Annotated in this window: 16 protein-coding genes and 1 tRNA gene; 7 read left to right on the forward strand and 10 right to left on the reverse strand. The window is 68.5% G+C overall.

Annotation, left to right across the window (positions count from 1 at the left end; all coding sequences use genetic code 11):
* Positions 1–4: 4 nt before the first annotated feature.
* Together JOM49_RS44175 and JOM49_RS26575 are read right to left on the reverse strand one after the other, a co-directional pair.
* Positions 5–6,073 (reverse strand): DEAD/DEAH box helicase, encoded by a 6,069-nt coding sequence (locus JOM49_RS44175; protein ID WP_209666941.1) that lies wholly within the window; start codon positions 6,071–6,073, stop codon positions 5–7.
* 1,071 nt (positions 6,074–7,144) lie between these two features.
* The gene (locus tag JOM49_RS26575) at positions 7,145–7,291 is read right to left on the reverse strand and encodes a hypothetical protein (RefSeq protein ID WP_209666942.1); all 147 of its coding nucleotides are present in this window, start codon (positions 7,289–7,291) and stop codon (positions 7,145–7,147) included.
* 410 nt (positions 7,292–7,701) lie between these two features.
* Here JOM49_RS26575 and JOM49_RS26580 point away from each other — a divergent pair, with 410 nt between their 5' ends.
* Together JOM49_RS26580 and JOM49_RS26585 are read left to right on the forward strand one after the other, a co-directional pair.
* On the forward strand, positions 7,702–9,762 hold the full coding sequence (locus tag JOM49_RS26580; protein ID WP_209666943.1) for a hypothetical protein: 2,061 nt from the start codon (positions 7,702–7,704) through the stop codon (positions 9,760–9,762).
* Positions 9,759–10,238 (forward strand): GIY-YIG nuclease family protein, encoded by a 480-nt coding sequence (locus JOM49_RS26585; RefSeq protein ID WP_209666944.1) that lies wholly within the window; start codon positions 9,759–9,761, stop codon positions 10,236–10,238. Before JOM49_RS26580 ends, JOM49_RS26585 begins: the two co-directional genes overlap by 4 nt.
* Positions 10,239–10,565: 327 nt before the next feature.
* Here the strand turns inward: JOM49_RS26585 and JOM49_RS43860 are convergent, their stop codons facing one another.
* Entirely contained in the window at positions 10,566–10,694 is a 129-nt protein-coding gene (locus JOM49_RS43860; RefSeq protein WP_281068334.1) for a hypothetical protein, read from the reverse strand.
* Positions 10,695–10,781: 87 nt separating this feature from the next.
* On the opposite strand from JOM49_RS43860, the gene JOM49_RS26590 reads away from it, so the two are divergent.
* The 3 genes from JOM49_RS26590 to JOM49_RS43340 all read left to right on the forward strand — a co-directional run bounded on the left by JOM49_RS26590 (position 10,782) and on the right by JOM49_RS43340 (position 13,198).
* Positions 10,782–10,853, forward strand: a tRNA-Arg gene (locus tag JOM49_RS26590).
* Positions 10,854–10,892: 39 nt separating this feature from the next.
* On the forward strand, positions 10,893–12,482 hold the full coding sequence (locus JOM49_RS26595; protein ID WP_245369485.1) for a hypothetical protein: 1,590 nt from the start codon (positions 10,893–10,895) through the stop codon (positions 12,480–12,482).
* Entirely contained in the window at positions 12,470–13,198 is a 729-nt protein-coding gene (locus JOM49_RS43340; protein WP_245369486.1) for a hypothetical protein, read from the forward strand. Before JOM49_RS26595 ends, JOM49_RS43340 begins: the two co-directional genes overlap by 13 nt.
* Positions 13,199–13,465: 267 nt before the next feature.
* On the opposite strand, the gene JOM49_RS26600 is transcribed toward JOM49_RS43340, so the two are convergent.
* Together JOM49_RS26600 and JOM49_RS26605 are read right to left on the reverse strand one after the other, a co-directional pair.
* Positions 13,466–14,560: a hypothetical protein gene (locus JOM49_RS26600; RefSeq protein ID WP_209666945.1), complete on the reverse strand. Its 1,095-nt coding sequence runs from the start codon at positions 14,558–14,560 to the stop codon at positions 13,466–13,468.
* On the reverse strand, positions 14,557–14,937 hold the full coding sequence (locus tag JOM49_RS26605; protein ID WP_209666946.1) for a hypothetical protein: 381 nt from the start codon (positions 14,935–14,937) through the stop codon (positions 14,557–14,559). The genes JOM49_RS26600 and JOM49_RS26605 overlap by 4 nt, the downstream gene beginning before the upstream one ends.
* A 656-nt stretch (positions 14,938–15,593) precedes the next feature.
* Here JOM49_RS26605 and JOM49_RS26610 point away from each other — a divergent pair.
* Positions 15,594–16,820: a pentapeptide repeat-containing protein gene (locus tag JOM49_RS26610; RefSeq protein WP_209666947.1), complete on the forward strand. Its 1,227-nt coding sequence runs from the start codon at positions 15,594–15,596 to the stop codon at positions 16,818–16,820.
* Positions 16,821–17,131: 311 nt separating this feature from the next.
* A complete protein-coding gene (locus tag JOM49_RS26615) occupies positions 17,132–17,371 on the forward strand; it encodes a hypothetical protein (RefSeq protein WP_209666948.1) in 240 nt (79 codons plus the stop codon).
* Between the two features lie 229 nt (positions 17,372–17,600).
* Here JOM49_RS26615 and JOM49_RS26620 read toward each other — a convergent pair whose 3' ends face one another.
* From JOM49_RS26620 to JOM49_RS26640, 5 genes are all read right to left on the reverse strand, one after another.
* The gene (locus JOM49_RS26620; RefSeq protein ID WP_209666949.1) at positions 17,601–17,903 is read right to left on the reverse strand and encodes a hypothetical protein; all 303 of its coding nucleotides are present in this window, start codon (positions 17,901–17,903) and stop codon (positions 17,601–17,603) included.
* A gap of 53 nt (positions 17,904–17,956) precedes the next feature.
* On the reverse strand, positions 17,957–19,588 hold the full coding sequence (locus JOM49_RS26625; RefSeq protein ID WP_209666950.1) for a pentapeptide repeat-containing protein: 1,632 nt from the start codon (positions 19,586–19,588) through the stop codon (positions 17,957–17,959).
* A gap of 532 nt (positions 19,589–20,120) precedes the next feature.
* A complete protein-coding gene (locus JOM49_RS26630; protein ID WP_209666951.1) occupies positions 20,121–20,318 on the reverse strand; it encodes a hypothetical protein in 198 nt (65 codons plus the stop codon).
* Positions 20,319–20,650: 332 nt separating this feature from the next.
* Positions 20,651–22,360: a phosphotransferase gene (locus JOM49_RS26635; RefSeq protein WP_209666952.1), complete on the reverse strand. Its 1,710-nt coding sequence runs from the start codon at positions 22,358–22,360 to the stop codon at positions 20,651–20,653.
* Positions 22,354–23,178: an inositol monophosphatase family protein gene (locus JOM49_RS26640; RefSeq protein WP_209666953.1), complete on the reverse strand. Its 825-nt coding sequence runs from the start codon at positions 23,176–23,178 to the stop codon at positions 22,354–22,356. The genes JOM49_RS26635 and JOM49_RS26640 overlap by 7 nt, the downstream gene beginning before the upstream one ends.
* Positions 23,179–23,194 lie beyond the last annotated feature (16 nt).

Below are 23,194 nucleotides of genomic sequence, written 5' to 3' on the forward strand. Positions count from 1 at the left end.
GCGATCACTCCGGCCGCGTTCGGGGTGGGCGCCCAGCACGCGCCTGCTGGCGGGCATCCCGCCGCACGTGTCCGGCCTCGCGCCAGCGCCCATCGGCCGGCACGACGCGGTTCTCGGCCTGCAGCCGCGTGAGCGCGTCCTCGACATCGCCGAGCCGGATGGTGGGGTTGACGCCGAAGTAGCGGCTGTTGGCCAGGCCCGCTCGCAGGCGCACGCGGCGGCGGGTGCGGGGGTTGAAGTAGCTGTCCTCACCACGTAAGGCGCGGACGAGGTCGTAGGGATGCGCTCCGGCGTAGACCTCCCAGACCAGCCGGAAGACCTGTTCGTCCAGTCGCCGCAGCCGGTGTGCGGCGTCCGTGCGCCGGCGCGCGAGCTGAGACAGCGGTGTCTCCAACGCCGCCCCCACCGCTGGCTTGACCTCGCCCGCGGGCCAGGTGGGCGTGTTCCAGTGCGCCGAGCAGCGGTTCAGCGCGGTGGTGCAGCAGCCAGGGGGCAGCTCGGGAACGCCGAAGTAGTCGGCGAACTTGCGGTGAGCGCACGTGGTGACATCGTCGAAGAAGTCGCGCAGGAGCCGGATCTCCTCACGGGCGCGAGCCGCTTTGCCCGACACCGTGCCCAGGAAGGACGCAGGCAGCACCGGGGTGTGCACAGTGATCCCGGTGACCAGCCGCCGGCTCGGCGCGGCCGAGACGTCGAGCAGTCCGCGATCATGCAAATCGGCCAGCAGGTGCCATGTTCCGGCTGGGTCCTCGACGACCGCGCGGTATCCCGGCACGGCCGTGGCCAGAAATCCGTCCAGGGCGGCGACGTCGAGCCGTTGCCGTCGCAACGCTTGCGCGCTCGAGGTGCGCGCGGGCAAGGCCAGTACCGCAGCGATCACTTGCTCGCTGATGACGTTGCCACGCTCGTCGGCCCTCGGCCCAGCATGGAGCAGCTCACCGGGCTTGACCGCGCACCACGGAGGGAAGTCGCCCTGATCACTGACCGCGCCCAGCCCCGCGAGCGCGGAGAAGGCGCGCAGCACCCCGGCGGTATACGCGTCAGCGGTGCGGCTCGCGCGGGCGTCGGTGGGCGTGAGCCGTCCTGCGTCCAACTCCTCGCCGATAAGCCTGTCGGCGACACTGGCCGCGTCCAGGACGTGCCCGCAAGCGAGCACGGCCTCACCCATGCGCACCATCAGCCGCACGGGCAGGTCGCTGCCCGTCATGAATGCCACGGTGTTCAGACCTCGGCTGGTCAGCACCGCCAGACCCACGTTGGCCGGTGGCGGCTGCGTAGGACCGTCACCACCACCGTCTACCGGAGCCGAACCGATGGTGTCCGCCGCGGGCCCTGCCGCGGCCGCAGCGCCGCCGGCGGCGTCCCTGCCCGCGCGCCCGATCTGCTGGTACAGCGCTGCCAGGTCCGTGGGGGCGCTGACACAGAACACCGTGCGCACATCGGCCCGATTCACGCCCAGCCCGAACGCGGACGTCGCCACGATCACCAGCGGAGCGAACCCTTCGTCCCCGCGGGAGGGCGCCTCCCGGAACTCGGTCATGACCGCGGACTTCTCGGCCTCGGTGAGCCTGCCGTGGAACCGGCGTACCCGCGCGCCGCCTTCGCCCAGCAGGTCGCGCAGGTGCGCGTGCAAGGCCACGACCTCCTTGACAGTCAAGCAATAGAAGATGGCATGGTCCTGCACGGCCTCGAGCACGGTCTCGGTCAGACCCGCGTACAAGGCCGGGCCCGCGGTGGCCAGCGACCGGCGGAAGATCGCCAACTCGGGTCGGATCGGGTTCTCCCGCACGGTGATCAACGTCCCGGCCGCGGCTTCGGCGGCTTCGGTACTGCTCGGATCGGCGGACAGACCGAACAAACCCTCGCGCATCGCCGTGTGGACGGTACGGTTCGCGGTCGCCGTCAGCGCGGTCACCGGCAGCCCGAACTCGCCACGCAGGTCAGCGAGGAAATGCTCGCCACGGCTCATCGCGGGCCGGAAGTCGTCCCACTGCACGAACGTGTGCGCTTCGTCCACAGCGATCCGGGTGACCACACCGGAGGCCACGGCGGCGCGCACGAGGTCGCGGAACCGGCGCTGGCACAGCCGCTCCGGTGAGACATACACCAGCCGGATCCCGTGGTCGGCCCGCCCGAGCAGCTGCTCAGCGACCTCGGTTTTGCCCGCCCGGCTGCTCGACTCGCGCAGCGGCGCCACCAGGGCACGAACCGCGCCCCCGATACTGCGGTTGAGCTCGAGTGCCTGATCGAGCATCAGCGCGACCAGAGGGGACACCACCAGTGTGACGCCGGGCAGCACGAGCGCGGGCAACTGGAAACAGAAACTCTTACCGAAGCCGGTGGGCAGCAACCCCAGCACATTCCTGCCGGAGGTGACGGCCCGGATCACCTGCTGTTGCGACGGTTTGAGCACGGCGGGAGAGTCCGACAGCCGCAGCAGCCCGCCCACGCTGGCCGCGCGGGCCAGCACCTCCTCCTCCAGCGTCCCGCCCGCGCGGTGAGCATCGACCTCCGCTGGGGTAAGAGCGAGTTGCCGGATACGCCGGGTCTGAGGCAGCACCGTGTGCTCCTCAAGCGCCTCGGGCGTGGACAACACCGCCGCGCGCTCAGAGGCCAGCAGCCCATGCTCGGCGAAAAACCGCCAGATCCGGGTCCATCCCTCGCTCATCGGGCCAACATTGCCGCCGCCGCGTTCACCGGTGACCGGGTCATCGACCAGCAATCCCTCATCCAGCGACCCAAGGAACGTCTGCCGGTAGGCGCGGCGCAACGCGGTCTGGCCACCGAGCTTACGATCGGAGACGACGACCACGCCGACATGGCGTTCGGACCGGATCAGCCGCCCCACCGCCTGGCGCAACTGCAGCGCCGCCAACGGCAAGTAGTAGAACTGCGTCGCGATCGCCTCAGGATCCTCAGCGTGCGCGGCCTCCGCCCGCGCGGTGATCGCGGCACGCCGAGCTTCGATCACCGGCGCTGCGAACGGCGCGAACGGCAATTTGTTGATCCACACCATCCGCAACCGGCGCTCGTCGGCGACGTCAACGCCCTGCCACAGCCCTTTCGTGCCCACCAGGACACCACCACCGTGCTCGGCGTCGGTGAACTCCCGCACTCCCCGCGGATTGCCCAGCACTAGCGAGGACAGCACCGGCGTCCGATCCTGGCGTGCGTGCAACTCGCCGGCCAGGAAGTCCGCGATACCGCCCGCGGTCGAGCGAGCCGTGGTCAGCACCAGCGCGCCCCCGTTGTACCCGCCCCGCTCGTCACCGGCCTCAGTGACCATCTCGCGTGCGTAACCAGCGAGTTGATACGCCACGGTGCGCATCGCGCCCTCAGCGTGTTCGGCCCACGACGGGAAATCCGAGAAGCACACCAGCGCGGCCTGGCGTGTGTAGTCGAACGGTGTGGGCAGATGCAACGTCGCCATCCCGGGAGCGAGCCCGAGCCGCTCCCGGATGAAATCCCAGGTGTCGGCCACCCGCAGGGTCGCCGACACGTAGTACGTACGCTCGAAGGCCGATAGGAACTGCTGCCATGCCGGGTCAGCGGCTAGTTCCACAGGACTGGTCGATACGCGGAACCGGTACGAGCGCAGATCAGCGCGCAGAGCCTCCAGCTCTTCGGCGTAGACCACCCGGTTCGACGTATCCGGCGGCAGCGATCCGCGGGCGGCCTCACGCGGATCAAGGACACTGTCGTCATCATCGACAGAGTCGTTCTCGTCCTCGTTCCTGTCGTCGATCGCCGTCTCGGCCGGCTCGTACTCCAGCGCGGCCACCTCGACCGGGGCACCGGAACCTGCGGCCACATCAGCCGCCCGCCCGATAAGTTCGTCGATGTCCTCGACGATCGTCGCGCACGCGTCAGCAATCGAGGCACAGCGCGTCAGCAGTGCCCGGATCCGCTCGGCGTCGAGGTAGTCCAGGCTGGCGCTGTGAACGGTCAGGTACCGCGCCACAGATCCGGCCAGCGCCCGGCACTGCCCGCCCAGGCGCAACAGCAAACCGGTCAGCGTCCGCACCTGCCCCACACCCGCGGCACCCGCGTAGGCGCTGGCCAAGGTCACCGTGCGCGACCCGACGACGGTACCCGCCACCGGTCCGCGCGCGTCGAACGCCCGGCCCGCCACCCGCGGCAGCTGCTCATGATCCAACAGGAAACCCAGGTTCGCCGCAGCCTCACGTACCGCGTCCCGCTCACCGCCACGCCGCGCGGACTGGGCCCACGAGGTCACCTCGCTGAACAGATTCTCGACCGCCCGGTAGTCCACCGACGTGGTCAGCGCCGACGTGGCGGCGTCTTCCAGTTGGTGGGCCTCATCGATCACCAGCAGCGTCTCCGACCCCAGTGCACGCACCTCGTCGAGGTGGGCAAGAAGCAGGGCATGGTTGGCCAGCACCAGCCGATGTGACGTGAGCGCCTCCCGGACCGCGTCGGTATGCACCGCGACGCCCGTAGCCGCGTCCGCAGGGTAGTCACCGTTGCTGCCCTGGCTCAGCGACTCCAGCCAGACCGGCAACACCGGCCCGGCATAGCCGCCGAAGAACGCTGGCACGTCGACGGGATCGACCGACCGCGCGATCCAGGAACGAGGCGCCTCGGCGGCCTCGGCCAGGCGCAGCACCACATAGATCACCAGCTCACGAAACCGGACTTGGGCGAGGAATCGGTTGCCCGCACTGGCCCCGGCCCGGCGTGTGGAATCCAGGGTGGTCGCGTCGGCCAGAGCCACCGTCAAGGCGCGCAACGACAACCGGTTGTCGCCACCTTTGACCACGTCGCTGGCTTCGAGCAAGCCGGGCACATCCCGCTCCAGCAGCGCGAGATCGCCCGCCAGCTGGGCCTGCAGTTGCTTGGTGTACGTCGCCACCACTGCCGTGCGCCGCGGTGAGCCTGCGAGCCACTCCAGTACCGCGGCCAGGATGGCGAAGCTCTTCCCTGTCCCCGTAGGCGCCTCGACCAGGGCCGGCACTCCCGCCTCGACCCACTCGTGCAACGCCGAGGCCATGCGCTCCTGAGCCGGCCGCCGCCTGGCCGCCGCGCCGTGCGACCGTCCAGCGAGCAAGACCGGATCCACACGCCCGTCCGGTCCCCGCAACGACGGCGCCACAACCATCTTCGAACCGGCGTCCGGGCGCGAAGCAGGATGACGCCGAGGCCGATGGCCAGACAACAGCGCGTCCAGTACAGCTGCGACCTCACCGGTACTGTGGGCACGCTCGGCCCCTAGGACCTGGCCAGGATCACCGCCGCGCGCCGCGACCCCCAGATGGCGTACCAGCGTCCACGCCGGGGAGTCCACGCCCACCGATGCCACCAGGTCACGCAACGACGCTGGCCAGCGCGCGAACTGTTCACCAGCCCGGGTGAGCAGGCGCACCAGCAAGTCCGCGTCATCGCCGGCGTCGTGCCAGCTCAATCCTGCACGCTCGACGCCAAGATCGTCGGCCAGATCAGCGAGGCGGTGACTACGCGCCCCCGGCCACAACGCCAATGCCAGGTAGTAGGCATCCACGGGCACTGCCTCCAGCGCAGGCACCTCGGCGCGTTCATAGGCGGCACGTAATAAGGGGAAATCGGCTTCGGTCCCGTTGTAGGCGACGAGTGCCTCGGCGCCGTCGACGTAGCGACGCAACTCCTCCAACGCCACTGCCGGACTCACTGCCTCCTCGTTATGCCGCGCTCGCAGTGCCGGTGCCCGAATCTCCCAGCCAGGGTCCGGCAACTCGAGAAACCAGCTCCGACTCGGAGCCGCCGCAGTCCATTCCGTGTCGGTCCCCATTCGGACAGCACCGACCTGAAAGATCCGTTGGTCCAGGTACGGTTCACTCGCGGTCGTTCGCACAACCGACTCCAGGTCGATCGCGACCGCGCGAATCACGCCCGAGGTCGGGGGCACGGCGCACGCTGCAGGCGTGGCCACATCAACCGCCACGGGCACACGCAGCCGGCCCGCCTTCTCCACCAACTCACCCGCGCTGAGAGCTTGCGCAATCAGTGTGGCCACTCGCCGAACCGGCAGATTCGGATACCGCAGTCGCGCGCGAGCATGCAGGTCGTCGACCGTCACACCCTCGGCAACCTCAGCAACCAGGCGGACGAGTTTGCGTACAGGCGAAGAGACAGACCGCGCCCCAGCGTTAGACTCCATCTCAGGCAGACCTCCTCGAACGCCGACCAGCGACGAGTCTCCCCGACCTACGCGGGCTCGCCTCCGCGGCTTCCTTCGCCGGGAACAGCATGCTTTGCCAGCTTCCGCGTATCCGGCGCACGATCCTCACGGCTTTTTTTGACCACGCAGGCCGACAGCGCACTGCACCGAATTTTTCGTTCAGCATCACACGGGAATGTACAGACCGACACGGACCAGAAGCCGGTAGCTTCGCGGCCTCGCCGTGTCGCGACACCACCGCAGCGGCCTGATCGCCTTGAACCAAGGGAGTGCCCAGCGTCAACCGAGCCACGTTCACACGGTCCCCTAATTCCTGGTGACGCAGCCTAGGTGCCCTGCACCTGGATAAACACGACGAGAGAGGCACCGTCAGAAACACCACGGTGTTGCCGAGGCCCACGTTGAGCGGCGGTAGTACGTCGTGCACGAGCTCTGCTGCCTCCCGAATCTTGCCGATGCCACAAGATCGGTCACCAGTCGCACACCGTTACAGCACCGACGACATACCCTTCGCAGCCTGCTGCAAATCGGTCACCAACATCATCGCGCATTCGTGATTTCGGAGCACCCAGTGACCTCAACGACCCCGAAACCGCCGAACGCGTGAATGCGCAGGCAAGCAACCTCGGGGTCGACTCTCTACGACCTACTCGTCACTGACGAACTGGTCTAAAGAGTTACGGAAACGTCTCGTTCGCTCAATCTCGCGCGATGTGCCTTCAGGCAATTCAGCACACGAGCACAAGCATGCGATAAGGGGTTCTGCCAGTGATGCACACGAAGACACCTATGCCCCGCGCCGGCATCGTCCCGCCATAACCTCGCGGCCGCACGCGCCTGCTTCCCAGCCTCGACCCACGTCCTCGACCCCCGCACTTGGCTTCAAACGGACGTCATCCGCCGACCGACACACGCGACTTCGCCAACTCCGCGCTGTCTTTCGGCTAGGCTTGCTCGTCACCGAGGCCATCAACGCACTCGCAGGCCACAGGACGCGACCCCGCTGACGACGGCCACCGTCCCAGCCTCGCGCTCGATCGCGAGGGCGACCAACGCTCCGGTGTACACGATCAAGCAGTCGTGGTCCGCCGCGGTGCGGTCGTTCGCTTTCCACACCTCGGCGACGCTGTACGGGGTACCCGGCCAGCCCGACCCCGAGATTGGCCCTCGACGATCGCAAGGGTCCCTCTCCTGCACAGCCTGCAGGTGCCTAGCGCGCATCGCGGGTACGCCGTCGATCCCCACCAAAACTGTCGGTGGGCGGTGCTACCTTATTCCCAGGCGATAGCGCCCCAACTCGCCACCAGGCCCGGAGCCATGAAACTCATGGCCCCGGACGAATCACGCCGTCACAAGTTGACGGCGCTCGGACAGCCACGCAGATGAGTCGGGGTGCTCCGAACGTCAGGCGCGGGCACCCTGCCCTCGCCCCGCGAACGGGAGCGCTCGGAGGTTCTGTCCTTCGCGTTGATCGCGTCAGCATGCCGCCGTGCCCCCACGGCGCTTGATCAACTAAGGACAGAGACATGGTGGCATCCACCGCCGTCGCACCGGATTCCGGCGACGACGATGTTCAACGCATCAGCCCGGTCGAGGCGAAACTGCGCGCCAGCCGCATCAAGCCCATGACGTTCGGACAGTTCAAAGCCATCCGCGCGGAGGCGCTCACCATCGGCCTGCCGGCTGAGGTGGCCACGACGCTGCCCTGGTACGCCGCAGATCCGCAAGCCATGGTATCGGCCCTGCGCGCCGCACCCAGCCATAAGGAACTCGTCGCCCGCGGCACCTCGGGCCTTCTGGTGCAGCAGGACGTGCTGACCTGGATGATCCAGCGGTCGCTGGAGAACATGCGAGCCGAGCCCTTCCGCTACACCGGACGTTACGCACTCGACCGCTACAGCACCCTCGAGGACGGTTCCGCTCTGCGGATGGACCTCACCGGGCACGCCTCGCCCGCCGAGGCCTTCGCCCATATCGCGCAGCAACTGGACGTCGTCGACGCCCACATCGACGCCAACAGCCCCTACGGCGAAGACATCCGCCGCAACGGCGTGCGCCGCGGCGGGGTCCTGTTCCCGCTGGTTCTCGACCTGCCGGGCGGTACGCGTATCGGTGGTTACGAATCCGCGGACAGCTACTCGCGCACCATGTACGCGCAGAAGTTCAACGGCATCACCTCCTCTCAGGTCCTGACCTCGTGGATGACCTTCCCCCCTGCCACGGCCAAGGAGTTCAATAGGCACCCGATGAAGGAGCTGCGGGACAAGGTGCTGGCCACCGCCGCCGCGGTGCGGGAGGGTCGGCCCGTCAGCGACGACGACGTCGAGTTCATGCTGCGGTCGGTGATGCCGAAGAGCACCGTGGTCCTGAAGGCCGACCCTGACGCCACCGACGTGGACCTCGACGAGGTCCGGCGCAAGCTGGTCAGTGAGCAGCACCTCGACCGCCAACTCGACTTCACCGAGGACACGCGTCACGAGACCCGCGCCGAAGCGGTGATCGGCGAACTGACTCGCCGCAACATGCTGCCGGCAGGCGCCGGCTTCACCCAGGAAGACATCCTGACGATGCTGGAAACCCCGAGCGCCGCCCTCCAGTGGCGCGGCACGCACCGCGATGACGTCATGGTCGCGGCCGCGGCCGTCTTCCTGCCGACCCCCCGGTCGCGAGAGGACCGGCTCATCCCGCGCGCGGTCGCCAGCCGCGGCGTCATCGAGCCCGGCAACAGTAAGTCAGGCCGCCTCAGGTCCGACCTGGCCACCCAGGTGGTGATGCGCTCCATCAACCTCGGTATCCCGGACCGCAGCATGCGCAAGTCCGCCATGGAACGCGCGTTGCGGCACCGCGGTGTGCGCGGTGCGCAGCTCGATTCCCGGCCGGTGCCCGAGCTGCTCGCCACCGCCCTGGCCGAGCTGGCCGCTATCGACCATGGTCGCCGGCGCGGAGAGTCTCTGCCGTGGGGGGCTGCCATCCGCCAGCTGGTTCTGCGTGGCGGGTTCTACCTCTTCTTCGGCCCGGAGATGATCATCGGCCGTAGCGGCCTCGGTGGCAAGAAAGGCGAGGACAACCGAGAATCCACTCAGATCATCGACGCCCTGGCCGCCACCCCAGCCGGTCTTCAGCAGCTCGCGCAGGCGATCTTCGACGGCCGTAACGGGGTCTCCGTCCGGAAGATCCCGATCGACTGCACCGCCCAGGACATCACCACAGAGCCGGCAGAGGGGGACAGGCTGGACGCCGCAGGCCTGCGTGACTGGCTCGCCGGGGTGACCAAGGCGGCGGAGAAAGCCCGCCTGGGGGAGGCGGACAGCGCGCTGGCGCGCGTCAGCCAGGACTCCGAGCACGCGGCGAAACTGGTCGACAAGCTCGAAAACCTGGTCGAAAAGATCGCCTCGCACACCGACATGGTGCCCGGGGATGATGGAAAGCCCCAGCCTGCGGGACCGCCGCACGTCAACACCTATGGCGTGCGCGACACCAAGAACCTCCACTCCCGGTTGGCCGAGCTGAGCAGGCGCTTCGAGATGTGGAACATGAGGTTCGACGTTCACGCGGGCACCGACGAGCACAGCGAGGCCGCCCAGTGACGCGGCCCCCGATCCGGTTCACCCTCGACCAGGCACACCGGATCCACGGCGTGCTGGCCGGCTTGATCCCGCAGATCGGCGACCCTGGCCCCTACAACTCGCTCGGCGTCGTGTGCGGCTCGATCATGCCGAAGCTGATGCCCATCGAAGACGTCCTCGACCGGACCGTGTACACCGAGCTGCGCACCGCGGTTTACGTCGTCACCGACGACGTGGGCATCGTGCGGTACGTCGGGTCGATCGACCGTCGCACCCCTGCCTTGCGCTCGCGGCTGACCGAGCACGTCAAGGCCCGCGGCCCGGCCACACAAGCGGCGTGGACGAGAGTCGGGATGGTGCTGGTGCCCGACGGAGCTCCGCGCGCGTTGGTCCAGCAGTGCGAAGGCTGGGTCGGGCGTGTGCTCGACCCCCTGGACAACGGCCGCCTCCCGTCGGTCGGAGCAGGGGAATGGACTCCCCGCGCTCGAGCAGCTTGAGCAGGTCCGTGGCGGCTCGGACACCGTCGTGTCGAGCCCGCCACGGGCACGCTCGCTTCCAGTAGAGCTGTGGACACTGCCTGACCGTGTGGTCGGCGTCGAACCGAACTCGGCCCTAACGTGGCTGCGGTCGTCTTGGCCGGGACGCTCAGGATTCTCAGCCAGCACTGATCCACGACTACCTCCAATTCGCCTTGTAGACCGAACCCGGGTTGCTCGCTGCGGAAAACAAACGTCGGGTCGAGCGGCTCTTTGGGCTCGCCGGTGCGCCATATTGCCCGTTAGGCTTTCCCGGTCATTCCTCATGTCGCACGACCGCGTCGATCCCTAGCCGTACCTCAGGGAACTGCCGCCCGGCATGGACGCACTGCCCTGCAGCGTTCTCGACCGGTGGATCGTCTGCCACGCGACGACCACCGGCGGCCAGTAGCTGGCCCTGGCTTTTGGCGCGGTCACCTCGGGTTCGCTGCGGAGGTCGGTTCCAACGGTTTCCCAGGGAAATCGGGAGCGGCTGGTGTGCGTGGTTGATAAGGTCTGCGCACGCATGGAGTAGATCAGTGGCAGATCGTCCCGCTCCGGTCGGGAAGGGCGCGGGTTCGATTCCCGCCTCCATGGCCGATCAGCCTCGATGTCCGATCAACTGTGGAGTCCGCCGTGCCTGAGCAGAACCGCGCCGCATCAGCCGGTTACGCGACGGGTCAGCTGGCGCGGGCGCTGGCTGCGGCGGTCAGCGCGGGCACCGAGGCCGACCGGGAGCGGGCGTTGCGCAAGCTGCGGCGCTGGGAGGATGTCGTCAGCGGGATGGCCGATGCAACGCTCACGGTCGGTTCCCGCACCCCGGTGGCGGACACCCCGGCGTGGGTGACACTCGAGGTCGCGCACGGCGGGTTCGCGACCGGCAGGTATCTGGCCGAGGTGCCGCTGTCCGAGGACGAGGCGGCCCGCGTCGCCTGCCTGCCCGACGATGTACCCGGGCGCAATGGGCGCGAACGGCTCAACCTCTGGTACCTCGGTGACGCCGGTCAGGCCGAGTTGCTCGACGCGCTGCGCCGCGGTCACTACCGGGTCGAGGTGCCCGAGGACGCGGCGCTGCCCGTGGTGGCCTTGCTGCTGGACAAGGGTCACCCGGAGCAGGCTCTCGACCTCGTGGCCGAACTGCGCCCGCTGATGCACCGGCTGCGGCTGACGCCACGTTTCGAGCCGGTCACCCGGCCGTCGGATTCCGCCGTCCGCGTCACCTCGGTGGACGAGGCCGCCGCGGCGCTGCGTGCGGTGCGGGTCCCGGCGCAGATCGCCGCGATGCGGGACACGCTGAGGGTGTGGGATCCGCTGTACGACCGGCTGGTCGCGTTGTGGTGCCGGACCGTTGACGGCGAGTTGCCGTCCCTGGAGAAGGGGACCGTGCGCGGGGGCTGGCCCTGCCGGACGTGGCCTGCGGACTGGGCGGCGGCCCGGGCCGGGTGGCTCGCGGACTTCGCCGGCACGTGTCGCACCCACACACCTTCGGGCAGGCAGACCAGCCCGAAGAGCAATTTCGCGATCCTGTGCCGCGCACTGGAGTCCTGCCCGCAGGGCAGTGACGCGCTCACCGCGCGGGAGGTCGGCCGGATCCGCCGCGCCCTCGCCAGCACGCTCAGCCGCCGGGGCGCCCCGGACACCGAACAGCGTGGCGGGTGGCGCACCGCCCAGGCCGCTACCGTCACGGCGCCGACGAACGCCGCACTCGCCGCTGTGCTCGCCGGCAGGCTGGACCGCTACCCGGCCGAGAGCGGTCTGCCCTCGCTCGAAGTCGCGACGGCCGCGGTCTCCGACACCGAGACGACCGCCACCATCCCCAGCGGTACACCGATGCCGGACCGCCTGGTGCGCAAGGCGGCACGGGCGCTGGAAGCACCGGCGGACGAGCTGGTGGACCTCGGCGTGATCCCCTCGGGGGAGACGCTGGCGCTCGTGCTGCCGCAACTGACCTCACGGCTGCTCAGCGCGGCGATCGAGGACCCGGTCGTGGCCCGGCTGCACGAGCAGACCTACACCGCGTTCCGGCGCCGCCGCAGCCTGCTGTTGCTCAACCTCGAGCACCAGGTGCGGTTCAGCGAGCTGCCGTGGGTGGACGCACTCGCCCGTGCCACTCACCCGAGCCGGGCACCGCCGCGGCCGCACTCCGCGTCCTGCGCCAGACCACGATGCTCGCGCTCACCGCGTTCCCGCACGCCGTGCTGCCGAATCCGCTGGTGTCCGAGCTGAGAACGCTGGCGAAGCAGGCCGGGCTGAAGCTGCCGCTGGTGGAGGAAGTGGCCGCGGACATCTTCATGGGCACGTTCACCACTACATGGCGCGACGCCGCCGCGGTGGCGAGCCGTCTGCTGGCCGGCACGCTTTACGCGCACTATTACGACTTGCCCGCGGACTGGTCCGAGCCCTCGAAGACGGTCCTGCGCTGGGGCAAGCGGACCGCTGCGGACTTCACAGCTGTGTGCCGCACGCGGGCGGGTACCCCGGGTGGTTCCGTCGCGGCGAACGGCATGCTGCTCGAGCAGAGCCAGATCCTGACCACGCACAACCTCGCGGTGCTGGTCGATGCCCTGGATTTGACCGGCGAACTGCGCGAACGCGCGCCGCAGCTCGCAGAACACACCTTCGGCTGGATCCGGCGCAGGCTGGGCCAGCGCGCGAGCCACCGGCACGCGGCGCTGATCCAGCTGAAGAACGCCGCGTACGCGTGGCGGCAGGCCCTGTTCCTGCTCAGCTTCTGCGAGCCCGCTGCACAGTTCGCCCACGCGGAAAGGCTGATCGATCAGGCGCGCGGCACCGTACTCGAGCCGGCCGCCGACGGTCTGCGGCACGTGCTCCACGGTGGCCGTTTCACGGCCACCGGCACGGTCCGGCGCGGCGCGGGCGTGCGGTTCCTCGGCTGGACCGAGGGCACGCACCCGCTCCTGGCCCACTCCAGCCGCGGCTGACCCAGGTCTGCATCTGGCCGGGCAGCAACGGCCGTGGCACATGCTCGCCTCAACAGGCCGCGACTGGATCGGCGCCCTCGACACGGGCTTGGACGCGTGCTCGGTGGTGACCGTGCTGCGCGGCGGCGGCATTCTCACCTGCCGCGACCTGCCCCCGATCGGCCACCGTCCGCGCGAAGTTCGCTGCCAGTGCAGTGGCCACGGCGCCCCACTGCTGTTCGTGTGCGGGCGGTGCCGGCGGGACCTCGTCCCTGCGATCACCCCGTCCTAGAACACCGGCGCCTGCGGTGAGTGAAGGCGGGGTTGCTCCATCCGGTCGCCCTCCTGGCCGCCCTGCCCGCCCGCGATCCAGATGTCCTTGGTGCGGATGGTCTCCAGCTGACCGGTCAGCCGCCCCGGCAGGCTCGTCAGCGCTTCGTAGGCCTCGTCACCGATCCGGTTGGCTTCGCGGATGAAGTCGTCCGTGAGTTCGCGCCAGGTGCCCTCCGGGACCGGTCGCTTTTCCGCGCCCCTGCTCAGATCGGTCGCCAGCGACCCCAGCGCACCCATGATGCCGGTCATCGCGGCCGCGCCGACCGGGCCGGTGGCCACGGTGGTGATCGTGCCGACGATGGCCGCGATCGCTGCGGAGACAAAGCTCAGCTCCGGGCCGCTTTCCTCGGCCGGCTCGAGCTTCTGGGCGAAGCGCTCGGTCATCTTCACCATCAGGTCGCGGACCTCGTTCAGCGCCACCAGGTGGATCGCCCGGTACCGGCCCAGCGACTCGGCGATCGCCAGCATCTGGTTCTCGTGGCCCTTGGCATAGGCGAGCGCGCGCTGGTGGTAGGTCAGGAGCTGAAAGGTCCGGTCGTCCTGGACACCACGCTGGATGGCCTCGAAGGCGGAGTGCACGTTGGCCGCGGACTCCTCGGAGGACTCCGGGTAGTCCTCACCGTCCGCCTTCGCCGCGGCCGCCGAATCCAGCAGGAACGGATCAACAAGCTTGCCGAAGGTCTCGCCGATCTGGCCGGGCGGCTGGATCCAGACGTTGGAGAAGGCGTACAGCGCGTAGAAGAACTTGCCGGGATCGATGCCGTCCAGCACCGAACGCAGCTCGAAGGCGTCGTCGGAGTCGCGGAAGTGCCAGCCGCCCCAGCCTGGGCACTCGTGCCCGACCCAGCCTTCGTTGTAGTCGTACTCCAGGCGCGCGCCGCACCCGTCGACCTGGCACACGTACAGGCGGGGCCCGTCGTGCTGGTCCGGGCTGAGCAGGTAGGCGATCCAGCTTTGGAACACGTCCGCGTCCGCCCTGACGTGGTCGTCGATCGGTTCCCCGGGGATCTCCACCGGCATCAGCAGTTCCAGCGGCGGCTTCCGGCTCATCGCACCTTCACCTCACCGATGTCCTGCGCGACGTCCTTGAGCAGGTTCGCCGCGTGCAGGTCCGCCTGCTCCGTCCGCTCCGCCAGGTCGAGCAGGTTGTTCGCGTGGGCCTGCATGTACTCGATGAAGGTCTGCAGCTCGGTGATCTTCGCCTGAATGGTTTCGGCGACCAGGTCCAGGTAGGCGTTGCTCGCCGCCCGGGTGCGCCCGGTTCCGCCGTGCCCGCCCACCCACGCCCAGACCCGGCCGGTGACCAGCGCGAGCGCCTCTTCGTAGGCCCTCTGCTGGGCCCGCCAATTCTCGATCACCACCGCAATGACCTGCTGGACTCCGCCGCGCAAGATTTCCGGGTCGACGTTGATGTCGGCCTTTGCCATGGACCCTCCCCTCGGGCCACGAGAACCGGTGCCGTCGACCGGTGCACGGAAGGCTAACAGCCGACGGCAGCGGCGTGGTGCCGTTCGCGGGCGACGATTGCGAAGGGGAATCAGTCCGCGGCCACGGGTCCAGCAGGTAGAACGGGCTGCGGTCGCCGGTGTGGTCGGTGAGGTGGTAGCGCATGGTGGTGTCCAGACTCACCACACTCAGCAAAACCTGCACCGCTATACGTGCGCCGTGCGCCGTTGCTGCCTGCGGAGACTGGGCGGTGGGGCGGGCGCTGGCCGCAGCCAACAGGGTGCAGGTGTGCCTGTGGGCTGGTGGTGTGTCGGCGCTGGCGGATGTGTACTCAGTCGGCGCGACCACGTCGATGACCTGCGCCGGTGACGGTGTCGGGAACGACGCCGTGGACAGCGCGCGCACGCGGCAGTTGTTGCGCTCGCGGTACCGCTCGTTCGAGTCGCGGTACGGCCTGGCATGTAGCAGGCGACAGGCGGAGAACGACAGTTCAGGAGTGACCGAACCCGAGAACCTGACACGAGCTCGCGCTCCCGCCGCTGCGGAGGCAGCGAGAGCGCGCGGACTCGACCTGCCGAGGGCCCGGCCGCCGTTGCGTCCGATTCCCACGTGGGTCATCGCGGTGGGTGTCCCGGTCATGGTGCTCATCGCGGCAGGTACGGCATGGCTGCTGCTCGCTTCGGGGGCGACGAGAGAGCAGCTGGACGCGGTACGAACCGCTGGCGCACTCGGCATCGGCTTCGGCGGGGCAGTGGGGCTATGGCTGGCGATTCGCCGGCAGCGTTCCACCGAACTGGACTTGCTGCAGAAGTACGAGGACCACGAACTCGCTGTTCGTGCCGCGACTCACGCCGAGCACGACGCCCGCGAACGACGAATCACCGACCTTTACCTGAAAGCTGTCGAGCAGCTCGGCTCGCCGCAGGCCATGCTTCGGCACGGTGGCCTCTACGCACTGGAACGACTTGCCCAGGACAACCCGAGCCAACGACAGACCATCGTCGACGTGGTCTGCGCCTACCTGCGGGCTCCCGACGCGCTACTGCGGCGTCCCACCAACCGTAGGTTGGGAGTGAGGCGACCGCTATTGAAATCCGCGTCGACGCGAGCTGCCACAGCCAAGGCCGACACCCGCGTGGCACCGGCACGCTGCGACCTGGAGATCGAGGCCCGAAACGAACGCGAAGTCCGCCTTACCGCTCAGCGGCTCCTCGCCCGCCACCTCCGGCCCGTCCGCGACCAGGCATCGACGCCCACCTACTGGGAAGACATCGCCCTCGACCTCACTGGAGCAGTCCTGACCGACTTCGATCTCACAGATTGCCACCTCCGTGAAGGCCGATTCAATAAGGCCACCTTCAATGGAACTGCAAGGTACACTGGCGCTAGGGTCGACCAGGAAGCCTCGTTTGACGGTGCGACGTTCGCCGAAGATGCCAGGTTTGATCGGGTGACCGTCAACGATCGGGCCACCTTCGTCGGGACGGTCTTCCTCGGGTGCGCCAATTTCAGAGAAGCGAACTTCGTTCGCGCAAACTTCTCCGCAGCGCAATGCGCCGAAGCTGCCCACTTCAGCTGGGCAACCTTTACTAGAGACGGCGACTTCCACAACGCGAATTTCGCTGGATACACCGCCTTCAACGGAGCCAGCTTTCTCGGTTACGCTGGATTTCACGGCGTTTCTTTCCACAGTTCCGTCACGTTCCGGGACATCCATCCCGTGGATCATCTCTCGCGCACCAAGGCCGAGATCGCCGAAGGCGGCTCTGCGAGGTTCGCGAATGAGATTCCTAAACAGGTGGCATCTTACCTTGCGACGGCGAGCGATGCAGGTAGGCCAGAGGCGCCGAATCCGGCAACATAGGCCGGTTCCGCGCACCACTCCGTTGACATCGTCTTGAGGGTGGAATGCTTAACGAGGAACGTCAGATGACAAGACGCATACCCGCGGGTTCGTGGAGGCAGTGGCGCCAGAGTTGCGGCGGTCACCTGTTCAGCGCAGGAGTTGCTGGCCTCGGCGCGCTCGCACGCATGCCACCCGCGGCAAGACAACCATACTGCGAGTGCTGTCGTACCGTGTTCCGCTCGACCTCGCGGTATTTGTTTGCCTGCACGACCACAGCGCTCAGCGCGTCGACGACGCTGAGCGGCTAGTTTCGCTCTACGCTGGGATTCATGAGCATGGAAGAGTTCGATCTCCACGATCCCGTCGACCTGGCCAAACTGGTATTCAGCGCAGAGGACGGCGTGATCCAGGACAACCTGACGTGGCAATCTTGGGCGGTGACCACCGACACCGGTGAGGTCTTCGTCGACGTGTACCCCGACTGCAACCCGATGGGCGAGCACGACGTCCCGGCCTACCGCTACCGCGTCGAGCACGTTGGCGAGCCACCCGAACACCCCAGACCGTGAACGCCGAGCAGAGCGACGCGGGACGATAGCTCCGCGCGGCCGATGACCAAGCACGCCGACAGCCCCTGCCGCCGGACCGCTCTCCGATGGCTTCATCGGTAGTGGCGTGTGGAACTAACCGCCGCCGACAGTGACCGGTTCAAGGTCGTCTGGAATGCCGTGGCGGTCGCCAGGCGCGCGGCGCCGGCCGCTGCCTTTCGCAGCTCAGGGCCACCTGTCCCGCAGCGGATCACCCACGGCCATCCGTACGGGGCTTCACGGCGTCCGCAAGGACCCACTGGGATACCCGCGTGTAGCCCTCGCCGGAGCGGTACGAGAACGCAACGAACGCCACCCAGTGGCCCGAGGTCATCCGGTTCCACATCTTCAGTTCGCCGGGCACCACGGCGCGGAAGTCGATCCCACCCTCCAAGTGGACCCCATCCGAGGCGTCCACCGGGTACACCATGGCCAAGTTCACCCACACCGGCTTGGACACCTTCAGGGTCTCCAGGTACCCGCGCTTCGGCGACGGCTGCGCGCTATCGATCACGCGTTCGATTATGCGCTGGGCGATCCAAAACAGCCGACCGCACCAGGGAGTGTCTACTCTGCGGCTTCGGTGGGGTCGTCGTGCGCCGAGAGCAGCGTGGCGGGAACGGGCACAAGCCGTAACCAACTGCTTGTGCGGTCGGCAACAGCAGCATCTCCGGTGGTGGCCCATCCGGTCGGCCATGTTGACTGTCTCGGACGCGTCTTCGCGCCTGTCATCACTGCGAAGTTCTCGAACTCCGCCTTGTCGAACGCGGTGTCCCCGGTGAATTCCGCCTTGTCGAACCAGGCGTTCCCGTTGAACTCCGCCTCGTCGAACCAGGCGTCCCCGGTGAACTTCGCCTCGGCGAACACGGCGTTCTCGGTGAACTCCGCCTCGTCGAACCAGGCGTCCCCGGTGAACTTCGCCTCGGCGAACACGGCGTTCTCGGTGAACTCCGCCTCGTCGAACCAGGCGTCCCTGGCGAACTCCACCCCACCGAACCAGGCGTTCTCGGTGAACTTCGCCTCGCTGAACCAGGCGTCCCTGGTGAACTTCGCCTCGTTGAACCAGGCGTTCCCGGTGAACTCCACCCCGCCGAACCAGGCGTACCCGGTGAGCTTCGCCCCGCTGAACGCGGTGTCCCCGGTGAATTCCGCCTTGTCGAACCAGGCGTTCTCGGCGAACTCCGCCCCCCTGAACTCGGCGTCCCCGGTGAACTTCGCCTCGTCGAACCAGGTGTTGCCGGTGAACTCCACCCCGACGAACCGGGCGTCCCCGGTGAACTTCGCCCCGTTGAACCGGCCCGTTCCAATGTGGCAAGCGGAAAGATCGAAGTTGATGAGGGTGGCATCGGTGAGGTCAAGGTTGATGTCAGGCCAGAAGGTGTGAATTGGGCGGCGGGGACGGTTGCCGGGGTGCAGGTGGCGGCTGAGGATGCGCTGGGCGGTCAGCCGGACCTCGCGTTCTTGGCGCAGGTCTTCCGGTGTGGGGGGTGGCGTGGGCGGGTGGAGGCTGATGCGGCGCGCGGCAGCGGTGGCGACGGCGACGCGGGTGGCCGGTGTGCCACGTAAGGACGCGGGTACCCCGGTGCGGCGGGGCGCAGGGGTGTCGGGGGGAGGGGTATAGGGAGCGCGCAGGTACGCGCAGATCACGTCGACCACGGTCTGTCGATGGTCTGGGTTGTCCTGAGCGACACGCTCCAGCGCATAGAGCGCGCCATGGCGGACCGGGGCCTTGTCCGAGCCCAGTTGTTCGACCGCTTTGACATACAGGTCGGTCAGCCGACGCTCGATGGCGTCGTGCTCGGTGGACCACTGGCGACGCCAGGCCAGCACCAGCGTCATGATTGCCCCGGTGCCGGCGCCAACGGCCAATGAGGTGCGGATCAGCTCCAGGCGACCGGTCGGACTGCTGGGGTCGAGCAAGCGCACGAACACCAGCACCGCCACCGCGGTCATGATCACCACCGGCACCACGATCACCAACACCGGACGCCACCAGGGCACCACTGATGAGTTCGAGCGACGACGAGACCGTGAGCCTTTGACCATGCACCCACCATCACGCCGTGGTGTCCGCCCGTTACAGCGAACGGCCCAGCGGGTGGCAGCCGCCTGGACATCGAGGCCGGCCTCGGCTGCAGCAGAAAGGGACGCGCCGCGGCGAATACCGGGCCTCCTCCATGCGTCGACCTTGGCCAGCACGAGGCGGATTCCGTCGGTCAGTGAGGTGGCGTTCGGCGTGGTGCAGCAGTGCCATGCTCACGCCTTGCCCGCGCCACAGCGCCTCGACGGCGAAGATCTCGATCTCGATGAGGGAGCGGGTGAGATAGCCGCGCTGGCTCGACGCGTGCGTGGATGAAGGTCACCGGCGAACATGCGTAGAGCATGCCGATCAGCTGGTCGTGCAGCCGGTGCCGACCGGTCGTGGTGGGGAATTCTCAGGTGCGTGGGTTTACCACGGTTGGCCTGTGCCGCGAGGGCGACTGCTCTCGGAAGCCGCACGGGGTGACGGCCGTTGCGGATCCTTGTGCGATAGCGCGAATGGTAGCCGCGCCGGGTACTCACCCGCGATAGCGGAGTGACTACACGAGGTCGCAACACGCGCCACGGTGGCTGGTTGCGGGCCCGTCGTGCCGGTGAAGAGCCCGGCAGTACCAGGTTCGGCCTGGGGCAGCGCAGTGTCAGCCGGATGCCCGCGTGGGAAAGTATCCCGCTGCGCAGATCGCGGACGTGGTCACGGCAGCTTTCGATGTGCTCGGCCGTCAGGCTCTGCCAAACCCAGACCAGCGATCCACCGCCACAGTGACAGCAGCACCACACCGGCGAGTACGAGCACCAGCACGGTGGCCACCGACACCACCCACACCGGAAGAGTGCGAGCCGCTCCGTGCTCGCGACGAACGTTGCCGGAATGCTTCTCGAGACCGGCCATCTCCACATGATCGCCCACGAGCCCGAACCCTGGGTTGTGACTACTGGGCGCAGGCTCGAGAGCCCTCCGCGACTACGAGCCCGACATCGGCGGACGCTGGTACTGCGTCGGCTGGCGGTGGAGGCGCACCTCGACGAGGGCTGAGACCCGAGGAAGGCAGTCGAGCACCCGTTCCGCTGGGTTCGGCCGGACGAGCTCGACGGCCTCGCGATATTCGCCGACACGCGGCTGCTCGCCGCTGGCTTGTTCGCGGTCGTGCCGATGCTCGGCGCCGGCGACGTCGACGCGGTGACCGTGATGAGGTCGCTGGCGGGGTGATGGGCAGTGGTGATTCAGTCTTGGAGGGCGCGAACCCGCTCGTGCAGAGCGGTGAACTCCTCGACCCGCTTGGTGCGCTGCTTCCACAACAGGGCGAGCCACCGCAGGGCGATGGTGCGCCGCGCGGCGTCGAACCGGGCGCGGTTGCCCGGCGTGACGCCGAGATCGGCTTCGGCGCCGGTCCAGACGTCGTCGGGAATGACGCGGGCGCTGATGTGCTCGATGTGGTCGGCAGCGTCGACGGCGATGTCGGAGAAGCCGCTGTATTCGAAGTCCGCGACGTAGGTGGACTCGCCGTCGTGGAGCCAGTTGAGCAGGTTCGCGTCGCCGCGGGAGTAGACGCGGGTGGCGGGCTGTGCGAGCAGTTCGGCGTCGCCGCTGTTCTCCCAGCGGTGCAGGAGAGCGAGCATGTCCGGGGTCTGGGGGTCGTCGGCGGCCTCGGTGAGCTGGCCGGGCCAGACATCGGTGAGCCGGGCGATGTAGTGGCCGATGGAGTCGACGCGATCGAGGCTGGCCAGCGGCTCTTTCAGCGGAATGCTCTGCAGCGCGCGGGTGGTGGTGGCCAGCGACGTGATGGCCGCCGCCGGGTCGAGAACGTCGAGGATCGGGGAGCCGGGCAGCAGTGTCATGCCGAGGGCTGGCTGTTCGGTGTCCTCGTCGAGCCACAGCGGTTTCGGTGCGCTGCCGAGGCCGGCGGCGTGGGTGAGGCCGTGCCATTCGCGCTCGACGCGCTGCCGGTCGGTCTTCTTGTAGAGCTTGATGCAGATCGGCGTGGGGGCCGCGGTCCAGGCGAAGACGTCGTTGTTGCGGCCACCATCGAGTGCGTGCAGCCCATGTTCGTCGAGCGTGGCGGCCAGTGCGTCGGCTCCGGCCGCACGCGCGGTGCGCAGGGCGCTGAGCAGGTCGATGGGAGCGGTGTGCTCGCGGTGGCTGGCCAACGTGGTCATCGTTTCGGACTCTCGGTTTCGGTTCGGCATGGGTGGACGGGATCTGGCGTGGTCAGCGTAGGAGACTGGGCCGGCGGTTTCGTGGTGCCCCGCACAGGGGCTCAGGTCGATGTCGCCCGTCTGGCTGATCTGACGCAGGGTGGCGTGAATAGCGTGGTGTGTGTCGACCGGGTCGAGCCTGGCGGCATCGATGACGGTGAGCTGCGGGTCTCGTTCGGCAAGCAGTGCGTAGGCGTGGTCGACCCAGGTGAGGTGAGCGCGTTGTTCGCCGGTGAAGGCGGGGCGGCGGTCTCCGCCGCGTTGGTCGGCGCGACGGGCGGCCACGTCCGGGGCTATGCGCAGCCACAGCGCTCGGGTGGTGCGCGGCCCGGCCAGAGCTGTGAGGGCGTCGAGCCAGTCGAGGGCGACCTTGGTGGGGGCGCGGTGCTGGCGGAGTAGGGCGGCGATCGCGTAGGAGGCCATCGTGTGGATGCCGCGGTCTTCGATCACGACGGCGGCCGGGTTCTCGGCCAGCGCCGAATCGAGGACGGTGGCGACGAGGTCAGCCCGGATCGCGGCGGTGATCATGGTGTCGGTGATCGCGTCGCCGGTACGCAGGAAGGGGTCTCCGCTGGTGCGCAGCAGGTCGACGAGGGTGGCCGCGACGGGATCGGTGTCCAGGGTGGCCAGGTCGGGGAGGACGGTGACGGGGTGGCCGCTGGCTTCAAGGCATCTCGCGAGCATCCGGCTCTGTGTGCTCTTGCCCGCTCCGGGCAGGCCCTCGAACGTGATCAGCACGCCACGACCTCCTCGCCGGTGAAGCCGTTGATCGCGCTCGCACGCTGGACGATGTCGAGGATGTCGTCGATCAGGGTGGGGGCGGCGGCGATGGTGCAGCGTGAGGCGGTGGTGTGGTCGGTGCCGTCGAGATCGGTCACGTGGGCGCCAGCTTCGCGGGCGATGACGGCTCCGGCCGCCATGTCCCACGTGCGGTTGCCGAGGGTGATCGACGCGCCGAGGGCGGAGTCGGCCAGCAGTGCGAGGTCGGCCGCGGCGGATCCGAGCATCCGGATGCGTTGCGCTTGGGGCGCGAGGGCGGCGTGGATCGCCAGCATCGCCGCGTTGCGGGCGGCGGCGTCGGGTCCGGTGCCGTAGTCGCCGACCGCGATGATCGCCTCATCGAGCCGGGCCGGGCCGGCGATGCGGATCGGGTGGCCGCCCCGGCAGGCGCCGAGACCGTGGGCCGCCCAGTACGTGCGGTCCAGCTGGGGCAGGGCGATGACTCCGAGCAGAGGTTCCTCGTCGACGACCAGTGCCAAGGAGATACCGGTCAGCGGGATGTCGTGTGTGAGGTTGGCGGTGCCGTCGACCGGGTCGATGACCCAGCGGGTGCCGCTGGTCGGGCCGCCTTCTTCTTCGCCTTGGACACCGATTCCGGGAGTAGAGCGGGTCAGCTCGTCGCGCAAAATCCGTTCGATGGCGAGGTCGACGTCGGTGGCCATGTCCCGGTCGCCCTTGCCGGTGCAGGTCCGGGGGCGGTGGGTGCGCAAGAACGCCGCGCCGTGCTCAACGGTCGCCTGCGCTATCAGCAGCAGTCCTGCCAGTTCGGTGGTCACGGGTCTCCACGGTGGT

The sequence above is a fragment of the Amycolatopsis magusensis genome (assembly GCF_017875555.1).
GTDB classification, from domain to species: Bacteria; Actinomycetota; Actinomycetes; order Mycobacteriales; family Pseudonocardiaceae; genus Amycolatopsis; species Amycolatopsis magusensis.